Raw genomic sequence first — 12,851 nt, forward strand, 5'->3', positions numbered from 1 at the left:
TCTTACTTTTCTTCCAGTCCCAGTTCTGCGGCAACGGTGACGACGTCGTTCGGCACCTTGACGGGGTGGACATCACTGCCATCCTCAGTGCGCAGGGCCCACTGAGGGTCCTTGAGTCCGTGACCGGTGACCGTGATGACGATGGTCTTTCCGGAGGGAACCTCGCCCGCAGCGTGCTTCTTGATGAGGCCCGCTACGCCTGCAGCGGAGCCTGGCTCCACGAAGACGCCTTCTTTGGCAGACAACCAGCGGTGGGCTGCCAGGATCTCATCATCCGTGACGGCCTCAATCAGGCCACCGGATTCGTCGCGGGCGGCAACAGCGGTGTCCCACGACGCCGGGTTGCCGATGCGGATGGCAGTAGCGATGGTGTCAGGCTCGGTGATCGGGTGTCCGGCAACGAACGGCGCAGCCCCTGCAGCCTGGAAGCCCCACATGATGGGCGTCTTGGTGGAGACGGCCGGCAAGGTTCCGTTAGCGGTCTCGAAAGGCGCGGAATATTCCTTGTAACCCTTCCAGTAGGCGCTGATGTTGCCGGCATTACCGACGGGCAGCACATGGATGTCAGGAGCATCGCCGAGTGAATCCACGATTTCGAACGCACCGGTCTTCTGACCCTGGATGCGGGCTGGGTTGACGGAGTTCACCAGGAACACCGGGTAGGACTCGCCCAGTTTGCGGGCAATGTCCAGGCAGTTGTCGAAGTTGCCGTCAACCTGGAGCAAGGTGGCGCCGTGGGCGATCGCCTGGCTCAGTTTGCCCATGGAGATCTTGCCTTCAGGAACCAGAACTGCACACTTCAGGCCGGCCGCAGTGGCGTAGGCAGCGGCCGAGGCGGAAGTGTTTCCGGTAGACGCGCAGACTACGGCCTTGGCGCCGGCTTCAACTGCCGCCGTCATGGCCATGGTCATGCCACGGTCCTTGAAGGAACCCGTGGGGTTCATGCCTTCAACCTTGAGGTACACCTCTGAGCCGGTAAGCTCCGAGAGCTGCCGTGCATGAACCAAGGGCGTGCCGCCCTCGCCGAGGGTAATGACCTTGGTGGCTTCCGTTACGGGCAAACGATCAGCGTATTCGCGGATTACTCCGCGCCATTGGTGAGCCACTTAGACCCCTTCTACCCGCAGTACGGATGTCACAGAATTGATGACGTCCAGGCCCTTGACGGCCTCGACGGTTGCTGCGAGTGCAGCTTCGGATGCACGGTGCGTCACGATCTTCAGCTCAGCCGATTCAACGTTCGACTCAGAGTCGCGGTGGATCGTCTGACGCATGATTTCGATGGAGACACCGTTTTCCGCAAAGATATGCGCAATCCGAGCCAAAACGCCTGCTTGGTCAGCTACGTCCAAGCCGATGTAGTAGCTGGTGTTGGAGGCATCGATGGCCAGTGCCGGAACGTGCCCGGTGGTGGTTTCCGTACGGCCCGGGCCACCCAGGACCAGGCGCCGCGCTGCGGAGACGAGGTCACCAAGTACGGCAGAGGCGGTGGGGGTTCCACCTGCACCCTGGCCGTAGAACATCAGTTCTCCGGCGTTCTCCGCTTCGATGAAGACGGCGTTGAAGGCACCACGAACGGCGGCCAGCGGGTGTTCCCGCGGCAGCAGTGTGGGGTGGACGCGCACTGAAATGCCACTGCCGTTTTCGGAATCGATCTTCTCGGCGATCGCCAACAGCTTGATGACGAATCCGGCCTCCTTGGCAGAAGCGATGTCAGCGGCGCTGACCTTGGTGATGCCTTCGCAGTAGACATCATCCAGGGAGAAGCGCGTGTGGAAGGACAAGGACGCGAGAATGGCGGCCTTCGCCGCGGCGTCGTGTCCTTCGACGTCGGCGGTGGGATCCGCTTCGGCATATCCGAGGCGCTGGGCTTCGGCCAAGGCGTCAGAGAACTGAGCACCTGTGGTGTCCATCTGGTCAAGGATGAAGTTGGTGGTGCCGTTGACGATGCCCAGGACCCTGGTGATGCGGTCGCCGGACAGGCTGTCGCGGATGGGGCGCAGGATGGGGATGGCACCGGCTACTGCCGCTTCGTAGGACAACTGGACGCCGGCTTTATCAGCCTCTTCGTACAAGGTGGGGCCGTCCTGCGCAAGCAGGGCCTTGTTGCCTGTGACAACGCATGCGCCGTTCTGGATGGCCGTCAGGATCAGCGAGCGTGCAGGCTCAATGCCTCCCATGAGTTCGATGACCAGGTCTGCATCCTTGACCAAGGTGTCGGCATCCGTGGTGAAAAGTTCACGCGGCAGTTCGACGTCACGCGGGGCATCGATGGTGCGTACGGCGATGCCGGAAAGTTCCAGGCGGGCGCCGCTGCGGGCAGCCAAGGCCTCGGCGTCGTCAATCAGAATCCGCGCGACCTGGGCCCCAACGTTGCCACAGCCCAGCAGGGCCACCTTCAAGGTTCGCACTTCAGACATTCGCCACTCCCATGTCGCGGTTCAAGAGATCTTCTTCGGTTTCCCCGCGGACAATCAGCCGGGCAGCTCCGTCGCGTACAGCGACAACGCCAGGCCGTGCCAGGTAGTTGTAGTTGCTGGAGAGGGCCCAGCAGTAGGCGCCGGTACCCGGTACTGCGAGCAAATCACCGGCTGCCACATCCGCGGGCAGATATACATCTCTAACAACTATGTCGCCGCTCTCGCAATGTTTGCCCACTACGCGGGACAGCTGGGGAGCCGCCGAGGAGTCACGGGAAGCCAAAATCGCCGAATAATCCGCGTCGTACAGCACCGGACGGGCGTTATCGCTCATGCCGCCGTCCACTGACACATAGCGGCGCGGATACGTAACGTTCTTTTGCCCGTCCCCACCCTCAGGGGCGTCAACACGGACGGTTTTGAGCGTGCCCACTTCATAGAGCGTGAACGTGGTGCTGCCGACGATGGCCCGTCCGGGCTCGATGGAGATGCGCGGCGGCGTGATGTCCAACTCGGCGCAGGTGGAACGCACGACGGCGGCCATCGCCTCCGCGATCTCAGCCGGTGGGCGGGGTGTGTCCACCGGGGTGTAGGCGATGCCGTAGCCGCCTCCGAGGTCCAGTTCCGGCAGGACTATGGAGTACTTGGCCTGCATGGCCGCAAGGAAGCCCAGAAGCTTCTCCGCAGCGACAGCAAAGCCATCAGGTTCAAAGATCTGCGAGCCGATGTGGCAGTGGAGGCCCAGCAGTTCGACGCTTGAGTAGGAGGTGGCCGCTGCCACAGCTTCCTCGGCTGCCGACAGACCCGCTTCCTCGGTGGAGTCTTCGGCCATGGACAGGCCAAACTTCTGGTCCTCGTGTGCGGTGGCGATGAACTCGTGGGTATGCGCGTGCACACCAGGTGTCAGGCGCAGCATGACCTTGGCAACCTCGCCGCGGCCGGAAGCTATTTTGGCAACCCGCTCAAGTTCATCGAGGCTGTCCACCACGATCCTGCCCAGCTTCATGTCCAGGGCGCGGTTGATCTCCGCGTCCGACTTGTTGTTGCCATGCAGACCCAGGTTGGAGCCATCAATTCCTGCACGTGCAGCGACAGCGAGTTCGCCGCCGGAACACGTATCCAGGCGGAGTCCCTCTTCTGCCACCCAACTGGCCACAGCGGTGCACAGGAAGGACTTCCCTGCGTAGTAGACGTCCACTCCCCCGCAGATGTCGGCGAAGGCGGCGTCGAAGGCATCCTTGAACGCCCTGGCGCGGGAGCGGAAGTCCGATTCGCTCATGACAAACAGCGGAGTACCGAACTGTTCCTTGAGTTCACTGACGGAGAACCCGTCAACGGTGACCTCACCGGCGTCGTTCTTTCCAACCCCGGCTGCCCACATGGGTTCCTGCAGTGCGTTGAGGTCCGCGGGTACGGCCAACCATTCAGGAGCGAGCGGAGAAGCGTGGTCAGCGGCTGTGTTCATTGCCCTACATCCGTTCCGGCGCCGAAACGCCCAGCAGTTCGAGTCCGTTGGCGAGTACCTGGCTGGTGGCGTCATTGAGCCAGAGGCGCGTGCGATTGACGTCAAGGACGGGATCGTCACCCTGCGGCGACACCCGGCAGGCGTCGTACCAGCGGTGGTAGGCCCCGGCGATGACTTCAAGGTGGCGTGCCACGCGGTGTGGCTCGCGCAGCTCAGCTGCCTTGGCCACGATGGACGGGTAGCTGCCCAGGTAGGAAAGCAGCTCGTTTTCCGTGGCGTGGTCCAGGAGCGATGCGTCGAACGCATCCACGCCATCGACCTGGCGCTCCACTCCGGCCTCGGCAGCATTGCGTGCCGTGCCGCGGGAACGGGCATGGGCATACTGCACGTAAAACACCGGGTTCTCGTTGCTGTGCTTCTTCAACAGTTCCGGGTCCAGCGTCAGTGGCGAGTCGGCCGGGAAACGGGCCAGCGAGTAGCGGACGGCGTCCTTGCCGAGCCAGGAAATGAGGTCCTTGAGCTCGATGATGTTGCCGGCACGCTTGGACAGTTTTGCGCCATTTACCGACACCAGTTGGCCGATGAGGACCTCGATGTTGACCTCGGGATCATCGCCCGCGCAGGCCGCGATGGCCTTCAGGCGGTTGATGTATCCGTGGTGGTCGGCACCGAGCAGGTAGATCTTCTCAGTGAACCCGCGGTCCTTCTTGGAAAGGTAGTAGGCAGCGTCCGCGGCGAAGTAGGTCGGTTCGCCATTGGCACGGATCATGACGCGGTCTTTGTCGTCACCGAAGTCGGTGGTGCGCAGCCAAACGGCACCGCCGTCGTCAAAGACGTGGCCCTGCTCGCGAAGACGGGCAACGGCGGATTCGATCGCACCGGCGTCGTGCAATTCCTTCTCCGAGAAGAAGACGTCGAACTCTACGCCGAATTCCGCCAGGGTCGTCTTGATGTCCGCCATCTGTGCCTCATAGGCAGCGGAACGGATCACAGGGAGAGCGGCCTCGTCCGTCAGTTCCCGGATGCCGGGGTGTGCGTTGAGGACTTCGTCGCCGAGCTCGCGGATGTACTCACCCGGGTAGCCGCCCTCAGGGACGCCGCGGCCGTGCAGCCGGGAAAGGACAGAGTTGGCGAAGACGTTCATCTGCGAACCGGCGTCGTTGATGTAGTACTCAGCGGTGACGTCTGCACCGGAGGCGCGCAGGACCCGGGCTATGGCATCGCCCAAGGCCGCCCAACGGGTGTGCCCAATGTGGAGCGGTCCGGTGGGGTTCGCGGAAACGAATTCCATGTTAACCACGCGGCCTGCGAGCGCCTGGTTGGTTCCGTAGCTGGCGCCGGCCTCAACAATGGCCTTGGCGAGGACACCGGCGGTGGCGGCATCCACAGTGATGTTCAGGAAGCCTGGACCAGCGATTTCGACCCCGGTAACACCTGGAATGCCCTGCAAGTGGTTGCTGAGGATGCCGGCGAATTCGCGCGGATTCATGCCGGCCTGCTTGGAGAGCTGCAGGGCGATGTTGGTGGCCCAGTCTCCATGATCCCGGTTCTTGGGTCGCTCCACTCGCACGGAATCGGGCACGGCAGATTCCGTCAAGGTAATTTCGCCGGTAGAGACGGCGTCCTTAAGGCAGGCGGATATGGCAGCAGAGAGTTCTTCGGGAGTCACGCATCTAGCCTACCGGGGGCCCGCAAAGTCGCGGAATTGGGGGTCGCTTATGTGGATAATCCGGTCACAGCCGGCACACAGGAACGACTGGCGGGTGGCACAGACTGAACCATTACGCTGAATTCAACGTTGTGAAGACGTAGGAGGTGGCCTCGTCCGCCATCCCGCGAGTACCAATCCCATGACCATTTCTTGTCCAGTTGAAACGAGCAGAACCATGACTACGCCACTCCGCAAGAGCATTTACGCCGGAATTGCCGGCCTTTCCCTCATCGGTGCCGTGGCGGGCTGCGCGCCATCTGCGCAGTCCCCTTCCGCTGAGTCCACGCCGGCTGCCGAGAATGGCGGCCAGGCCAGCACGTCCAGCCCCACCTCTTCCTCTACTGCGTCCGGCTCCACTGCCGCGGGCACCTCGGCGTATAAGGACGGCACCTACAGCGCCGACGGAACTTACACGTCCCCCAATGGCCAGGAGACCGTTGGCGTGGAATTGACGCTTGCAGGTGACACGGTATCCGCGGTCAACATCACCACGCACCCATCGAACCCCAACACCAAGAAGTTCCAAGGCGAGTTCGCCAGCGGCATTTCGGCGCAGATTGTGGGCAAGAAGATCGATGAGCTCAATGTCTCCAAGGTGGCTGGTTCTTCCTTGACGTCCGGCGGGTTCAACGAAGCCGTGGAACAGATCAAGTCCCAGGCCAAGTAGCACCATGCCGCTCGCTGACTGGAGCTCCTTCAGTTTTGACGGCATCGGGACGCACTGGGAGATTTCGACGCCGGAGGCACTGGGACCCGCGGTGCGGCACCAACTGCTGGAAACAGTCAGTGACTACGACACAACGTATTCGCGGTTCAGGATGGACTCCCTGGTGTCCGGACTGTCCCGCGAACCGGGCAGGATCACTTTGCCCGGGCATGCCGCAGCCCTTCATGACGTCTACGCGGCCCTGTACCGGCTCAGCGGGGGCGCCATGACCCCACTGATCGGCAGCAGCCTGGAACGGCTTGGCTACGATCCCGGTTACACACTGGCCCCGTCCGGAAATCCCCAGGCCCCGCCGCGCTGGGAAGACGTCCTTGAATGGACGGATACGGCCCTGACCACCACCGAACCAGTGGTCCTGGACATAGGGGCCGCGGGGAAGGGGCAGCTGGTGGACCTGCTGGGCGGGGTCCTGCAGTCAACCGGCCATCCCGAGTTCCTGGTTGATGGGAGCGGCGACATGCTCCATGCGGGCACCCATCCTGTGGTGGTCGCCTTGGAGCATCCCTATGACCCCGGCCAGGCCATAGGCACTGTTGAGCTCCACAATTCAGCACTCTGTGCCTCGGCTTCCAACCGGCGCGCCTGGGGCGACGGCCTGCACCACGTCCTGGATGGGACCACCGGCAAGCCCATCCAGACCACAGTGGCTACCTGGAGCATGGCCGCGAGCGCTTTGGTGGCGGATGCCTTGGCCACCGCCCTGTTCATGCTTGAACCGGCCCAATTGCAGGATGAGTTCGATTTCTCCTGGATCAGGGTGTCCTCCAGTGGTGCCGCCACGTTTTCGCACCGTTTCGAGGGGAGACTGTTCACATGATTGCCGCTAAGTCCCGCGTAGACACCTGGTTGGGCCGCTTCACGATGTACCGCTTGATTCTGTGGGTGCTGGGTGTGCTGGTGGCCTACAGCATGCTCCTCAACATTCTGGGCTGGCTGACGTTCGGCCTCCCGGAGATGCTGGTGCATCTGGTGCTCTGCCTGGCGGTGACGTACGCGTCCAACCGACTGCTGGCGTTGATCTTCCGCGTCAAGCCACACACGGAGTCCTCCCTGATTACGGGATTGCTGCTCTATTTCCTGTTCTGGCCTGCCTTCGGAGTCACTGACATGACAGGCGTGGCCCTAGCCTGCGTGGTGGCCAGCGTGTCCAAGTATGCGTTGGCCTTCCGAGGGCGGCACATCTTCAATCCGGCAGCGGCCGGGGCCTTCGTCACCGGCCTGACCGGGTTGAACATCGCCACGTGGTGGGCTGCGACCCCTGCGATGCTGTGGCTCCTGGTTCCCGGCGTGCTGATTGTGTTGTACCGCACGCGGAAAAAGTTGATGGCCACGGTCTTCCTTGTGGTGGCTGCCGGCATCATCACGGTGGAGCTCCTGAGCCGCAGCATGACATTCGGACAGGCCTTGTGGCAGGCCTTGGCGCAGAGGCCTCTGCTGTTTTTCGTGGGCTTCATGCTCTCGGAGCCGCTCACCCTCCCTCCCCGCCGCTGGCAGCAGTTGGCGCTTGCCGGTGTGGTGGGCGTCGTGTTCGCTGTTCCCTACAACTTCGGCTTTGTTGCCAACTCCCCCGAACTCGCATTGTTGCTGGGTAACCTCCTGGCCTTCTTCCTGGGCCAACGGGGCGGGGTGGAACTGACGTTCAAGGGTTCGCGTTCCCTGACCCCGGGCAGCACCGAGTTCAGGTTTGAGCCACAGCGCCCGGTGCGCTTTGCTGCCGGCCAGTTCATGGAACTCAACCTGCCGCACCGGGCTTCCGACGGTAAGGGACGACGGAGGGTCTTCAGCATCACCAGCGCCCCGGGTGCCCCGGAGGTGACCTTTGGAGTTGGCACGGCCGAGCCGCTGTCCACGGCAAAGAAGGTACTGTTGGCTTTGAAGCCCGGGGACATGCTCTCTGCCACGGCCGTAGGTGGCGACTTTCTTCTACCGCGCGACGCCGGGAAACCGGTCCTGCTGATCGCTGCAGGAATCGGTATCACGCCCTTCCTCTCCCACCTGTCCGTTGACGCTGCGCCTCGCGACACCGTGGTCTTGTACCTTGCCAAAGGTCGCGATGAGTTGGCCGGCGTGGAGCAGCTGGAAGCCTCCGGGGCCAGGGTGATCGCCCGGCTGGCGGACGGTTCCGCTCCCCCGGAATTCATGGTCGACGCCGGTGCCGCCAGGATCGATGCGGAGCGCCTTAAGGAGTTGGTCCCTGACGTTGCGGAACGGGAAGTTTTTGTTTCCGGTTCACCAGCGAGCGTTGATTCCCTGCGTGCTTCGGCCCGCTCTGCCGGGGCGCGCCGCATCCACGTGGATTCGTTCGCCGGGTACTGACGCCAAGGGCCGGTCCGGACGCTCCAAGGCGGGGATTGCCGCCGGGGCGCCGGGTTTTCATTTGCGGCGCAGTGGCTGCTAAGCTCTAGGACGTCCCACCGGCAACGGAGGGAACCCTGGATGCCCTCGTAGCTCAGGGGATAGAGCGTCTGCCTCCGGAGCAGAAGGCCGTAGGTTCGAATCCTATCGAGGGCACAACGAATACCCCGCCAGTGAACTGGCGGGGTATTTTTGTGTGCCGGAGCCCGGCTATCAGTTCGGGGCTTGCCGGGCGTACACCGCAATATTGTCGGCGGCTGCTTTTAGGCTGAATCCAGTTGGTCTTTCCGATAGCCAAAGGGGTTTGCCGTGATGTGCTCGATCGTTCCTCCGTACATGCTTCGCAGGATTGCCGCCCAGAACGAGCCACGGCTGCGGGCTGTGGCCAGGGCAGCCAAAGAGTCGCTGCTGCACATCAAAGGCCTGCAAGCCATCCGCACAGCACCCATCCCGGCGGCGCCACCCAGCGCCCGCCAGGCAAAGCCGGGCCCGCCCAAGCGAACTGTTTTCGATGCCGAAACTTCAGAGACCCTGCCCGGCCGTGTTGTCCGGAAGGAAGGTGCAGGGCCCGTGGGGGACGTGGCCGCTGATGAGGCCTACGACGGCCTCGGCAGCACGCACCGCCTTTATGGCGAAATCTTCGGCAGGGACTCCATTGATGATGCGGGCCTCGCCCTGGATGCCACTGTCCACTACGGAAAGCTCTACGACAACGCCTTTTGGGACGGATCCCAAATGGTCTTTGGCGATGGCGACGGGCAGATCTTCCAACGCTTCACCAAGTCCGTCAGTGTCATCGGCCACGAACTCGCCCACGGGGTGACCCAGTACACGGCCAACCTGGCCTACCGGAACCAGGCCGGGGCTCTCAACGAGTCCATGTCCGACGTCTTCGGTGTCCTCGTAGAGCAGTACCTGAAGCAGGAGTCTGCGGCGAAGGCCAGCTGGCTCATCGGTGAGGGACTCTTCACTGAGCAGGTCCAAGGCGCTGCCCTGCGCTCCATGAAAGCACCGGGCACCGCTTACGACGACGACGTCCTCGGCAAGGATCCCCAGCCGGACTCCATGGACACCTACGTGCGCACCAGCGCGGACAACGGTGGGGTGCACATCAACTCCGGCATCCCCAACAAGGCTTTCTACGTTGTGGCCTCGGAACTCGGCGGCAATGCGTGGGAGGCCCCCGGCCAGATCTGGTACGGGACGTTGACCAGTGGATCCCTCCCCGCGACCTGCACTTTCGGAAAGTTTGCCAAGACCACCGTGGCTACCGCTGAGGAACTCTTCGGTTCCGGTTCTGCGGAGCATGACGCCGTCCTTAAGGCGTGGGAGACTGTGAAGGTCAAGGTTTAGTCGGATGGCGGGACCGGACAGCTTGGTGCGGTCCCGCTGGCTGACTGACGAGGAAACGTCGAACGAGAAGCAGCCGGCCATGAAGATCACCGTCCAACGCAGTGGGGGAATTGCAGCGATGACGCGCGTCTGGAGCGTGGACGCAGTCTCCCCCGGCGACAAGGAACGATGGGTTCCGATGGTTGAGGCTTGCCCTTGGGAGGAAGCCAAGAGCCAGTCACGGGCGGCCAACGAACCGGACAGGTTCATGTACTCCATCAGGGCAGGCCAACGCCGGGCCACCCTCCCGGACCGTGCCGTCACCGGGCCTTGGCAGGAACTGGTGGAATGCGCCAAGGCCGAGGGCTCTGAGTCCCGCGGCCGGCTGGGGAGCCGGCGCTGAAAGCCCGGGATGCACTGAACCCGGCGCGTCTCTAGACGGCCTCCGCCAACTGCCCACGAAAAGCACGCCTGTAGCTCTGCGGGCTGGTATCCAGCACCTTGGTGAAATGGTGGCGGAGCAGCACGGAATGTCCGAACCCCGCTTCCCTGGCGACTTCGTCGATGTTCAGCTCAGTGGTCTCCAGGAGTTCCTGGGCCCTGAGCACCCTCTGCGAATTCAGCCAGGCAGCAGGAGTAGTTCCCGTCTCTGCCCTGAAGCGGCGGGCGAAGGTCCTCGGTGACATGTGGAGGCGGGCCGCCAACTCGTTAACGCTGTGTTCCTCGTCGAGGTGCTCAACCATCCACCGGAGGAGCTCCTCCATGGGCGCAGATCCGCAGCGGGGCATGGGCCGGTCGATGAACTGGGCCTGGCCGCCATCGCGGTGCGGCGGAACCACCATGTCCCGGGCAATGGCGGCAGCTACGTTGGCTCCCAATTCGACGCGTACCAAGTGGAGGCAGGCATCGATGCCGGCCGCGGTGCCTGCGCTGGTGATGATGGTTCCGTCCTGCACATAGAGGACGTTCTCGTCCACGATGGCCCCGGGGTATCGGCTGGAAAGATCCTGTGAATAGTGCCAGTGGGTGGTGCAGCGCCGCCCTTCCAGCAAGCCAGCACGGGCCAGAGCGTAGGCCCCGGAGCAGATGGACATCACCCATGCGCCCCGTGCGTGGGCCGCCCGCAGAGCGTCCAAGACCGACTCGGGGACGGCTTGGTCCCGTCCGAAAGGCGCCATGATGACGAGGTCCGCATCTGCGGCAGCTTCAAGGCCCCGGTTCACGTGGAGGGACAGCCCGGACTTCATGCGGATGTCCCCCGGCTCGGGTGCGCACACCCGGAAGTCGAAGGCCGGAACTCCGGCGCCCCGATCCGATCTGTCGATGCCGAAGACTTCGAACGCCGTGCCGAACTCGAAGATCGAGAAGTCGGGAACAACTATCACCGCCACTGATTTCAACATATTTCCAGTGTGGCAGAAAATTATCTAAATGGGGCATTTCTGCCACTGTTTCTTGACCTTCCACAGGAGCAGGCTGGAGACATGGAAATCTTCGGAATCATCCTCTTCATCGTCCTCCTCACCGCCGTCTCAGCCACAGTCTCAGCCCTGCTGAAGGATGGCCGCGGCCATAACCCGCCCATCCAGTCCAAGGAACCCTGGAGCGCTTTCGACGCTCCCAGCACCCCGTATTGGAACCCCCGCATCTACTAGGCCATGCCGGGCCACTGCACATCTTCGGAAAAACCAAGCCTGCCAGCCACCACCGGCAACCGTATTGTCCATTCGACGCCCGCCCGTTCACGGAATTCTGCGCAGATTCCCCGAACGGCGGGCGTCCCTATGCCTGCCACTTGCGACGGAACGGGCATCCATGCCGATGCCACATGGACTAGATTCACTTGCATGATCCAAACCTCTGCCCGCCTTCTCCAGTTGTTGTCTCTGTTGCAGGTGCGCCGGGAGTGGACGGGTCCAGCTCTCGCGGACCGCATGGGCGTCACCGAACGGACCGTGCGACGCGATGTCGACAAGCTCCGTAACCTCGGATATCCCATCCACGCCTCCCCGGGGATCGCTGGCGGTTACCAATTGGGGGCCGGCGCGCAACTGCCGCCTCTGCTGCTGGACGACAACGAAGCTTTGGCAGTTGCCTTGGGGTTGAACTCAGTAGCCGCGGGACCCGTCGCCGGAATTGGCGAGGCCTCCGTCCGCGCCCTGGCAAAGCTGGAACAAGTGTTGCCCTCCCGGCTGCGTCCGAAATTCGCCATGCTGAAAGCAGCGGTCACTACCCTTCCCAGCAACGCAGCCACGGTTGATCCCCAGCAGCTGACGGTGGTTTCAGCCGCGATATCGGACCGGCGCCAGATCTCTTTTGACTACGTCAAGTCCGACGGCGAATCGGCACGACGCCTTGTGGAACCCTACCGGCTGGTGGACACGGGCCGCCGGTGGTACCTGGTGGCCTGGGATGTGGAGCGGGAAGACTGGCGGACCTTCCGCGCGGACCGCTTTGCTTCCCTGCCGTCAGAACGCAAAAAGTACACGCCCCGTCCCTTGCCGGCGGAAGACCTGGCAGCCTACGTGCAGCAATCCATCACCCGTTCCCCGTACAGGTTCGACGTCGTGGTGCGGCTCCGCGCGCCGCTCGCGGAGGTGGCCGCCGTCGTCAGTTCGCAGTACGCGACGCTGTCCGCTGACGGTCCGTCAGCAACGATCCTCCGTTCCGGGTGGGACAACCTTGCCGCACCGGCCGCTTATCTTGCCGCGCTGGACATGGACTTCGAGATCCTGGAACCGGAAGAATTCAGGTCCTTCGCCCGGCATCTGTCCCACCGGCTCACTGCGGCAGCGGGGACTGTGACGGACGCAGCGGACGTGGAACCGCGGCCACAGTAGA

12 protein-coding genes and 1 tRNA gene are annotated in these 12,851 nt (G+C 63.1%); 8 read left to right on the top strand and 5 right to left on the bottom strand.

Features of this window, described 5'->3' with window-relative positions; genetic code table 11:
• Window positions 1-2 precede the first annotated feature (2 nt).
• Genes thrC through argS form a run of 4 tightly spaced genes read right to left on the bottom strand, consistent with a single transcriptional unit; the run spans window position 3 to window position 5,554 of the window.
• A complete protein-coding gene (gene thrC / locus AB4Y77_RS00965; RefSeq protein WP_311212669.1) occupies window positions 3-1,106 on the bottom strand; it encodes a threonine synthase in 1,104 nt (367 codons plus the stop codon).
• A complete protein-coding gene (locus tag AB4Y77_RS00970; RefSeq protein ID WP_311212670.1) occupies window positions 1,107-2,420 on the bottom strand; it encodes a homoserine dehydrogenase in 1,314 nt (437 codons plus the stop codon). It abuts the gene before it with no gap.
• The gene (lysA, locus tag AB4Y77_RS00975) at window positions 2,413-3,885 is read right to left on the bottom strand and encodes a diaminopimelate decarboxylase (RefSeq protein WP_311212671.1); all 1,473 of its coding nucleotides are present in this window, start codon (window positions 3,883-3,885) and stop codon (window positions 2,413-2,415) included. The genes AB4Y77_RS00970 and lysA overlap by 8 nt, the downstream gene beginning before the upstream one ends.
• Window positions 3,886-3,889: 4 nt before the next feature.
• Window positions 3,890-5,554, bottom strand: coding sequence for an arginine--tRNA ligase (gene argS / locus AB4Y77_RS00980; RefSeq protein WP_311212672.1), 1,665 nt, complete (start codon window positions 5,552-5,554; stop codon window positions 3,890-3,892).
• A 217-nt stretch (window positions 5,555-5,771) separates the two neighbouring features.
• Between argS and AB4Y77_RS00985 the strand changes: the two genes are divergently transcribed.
• From AB4Y77_RS00985 to AB4Y77_RS01010, 6 genes are all read left to right on the top strand, one after another.
• Window positions 5,772-6,263: an FMN-binding protein gene (locus tag AB4Y77_RS00985; RefSeq protein WP_311212673.1), complete on the top strand. Its 492-nt coding sequence runs from the start codon at window positions 5,772-5,774 to the stop codon at window positions 6,261-6,263.
• Window positions 6,264-6,267: 4 nt separating this feature from the next.
• Window positions 6,268-7,140 carry an FAD:protein FMN transferase gene (locus AB4Y77_RS00990; protein ID WP_442012706.1) on the top strand — a complete coding sequence of 291 codons (873 nt, stop codon included), beginning with the start codon at window positions 6,268-6,270 and terminating at the stop codon, window positions 7,138-7,140.
• On the top strand, window positions 7,137-8,639 hold the full coding sequence (locus AB4Y77_RS00995; protein WP_442012707.1) for an FAD-dependent oxidoreductase: 1,503 nt from the start codon (window positions 7,137-7,139) through the stop codon (window positions 8,637-8,639). Before AB4Y77_RS00990 ends, AB4Y77_RS00995 begins: the two co-directional genes overlap by 4 nt.
• Before the next feature lie 122 nt (window positions 8,640-8,761).
• Window positions 8,762-8,834: transfer RNA gene (locus tag AB4Y77_RS01000), tRNA-Arg, on the top strand.
• A gap of 156 nt (window positions 8,835-8,990) precedes the next feature.
• Window positions 8,991-10,031 (top strand): M4 family metallopeptidase, encoded by a 1,041-nt coding sequence (locus tag AB4Y77_RS01005; protein WP_442013044.1) that lies wholly within the window; start codon window positions 8,991-8,993, stop codon window positions 10,029-10,031.
• A 79-nt stretch (window positions 10,032-10,110) separates the two neighbouring features.
• Window positions 10,111-10,413 carry a protealysin inhibitor emfourin gene (locus AB4Y77_RS01010; RefSeq protein WP_311212869.1) on the top strand — a complete coding sequence of 101 codons (303 nt, stop codon included), beginning with the start codon at window positions 10,111-10,113 and terminating at the stop codon, window positions 10,411-10,413.
• A gap of 31 nt (window positions 10,414-10,444) precedes the next feature.
• Here the strand turns inward: AB4Y77_RS01010 and AB4Y77_RS01015 are convergent, their stop codons facing one another.
• Window positions 10,445-11,413, bottom strand: a complete 969-nt coding sequence (locus AB4Y77_RS01015) for a GlxA family transcriptional regulator (RefSeq protein ID WP_442012708.1) — start codon at window positions 11,411-11,413, stop codon at window positions 10,445-10,447.
• Window positions 11,414-11,494: 81 nt separating this feature from the next.
• Here AB4Y77_RS01015 and AB4Y77_RS01020 point away from each other — a divergent pair, with 81 nt between their 5' ends.
• Both AB4Y77_RS01020 and AB4Y77_RS01025 read left to right on the top strand, forming a co-directional pair.
• Entirely contained in the window at window positions 11,495-11,665 is a 171-nt protein-coding gene (locus AB4Y77_RS01020) for a hypothetical protein (protein WP_311212678.1), read from the top strand.
• A gap of 192 nt (window positions 11,666-11,857) precedes the next feature.
• Complete coding sequence (locus tag AB4Y77_RS01025) at window positions 11,858-12,850, top strand: helix-turn-helix transcriptional regulator (protein WP_311212679.1); 993 nt, start codon at window positions 11,858-11,860, stop codon at window positions 12,848-12,850.
• The last annotated feature ends 1 nt before the right edge of the window (window position 12,851 follow it).

The sequence above is a fragment of the Paenarthrobacter sp. YAF11_1 genome, from assembly GCF_052113445.1.
Classification (GTDB): Bacteria; Actinomycetota; Actinomycetes; order Actinomycetales; family Micrococcaceae; genus Arthrobacter.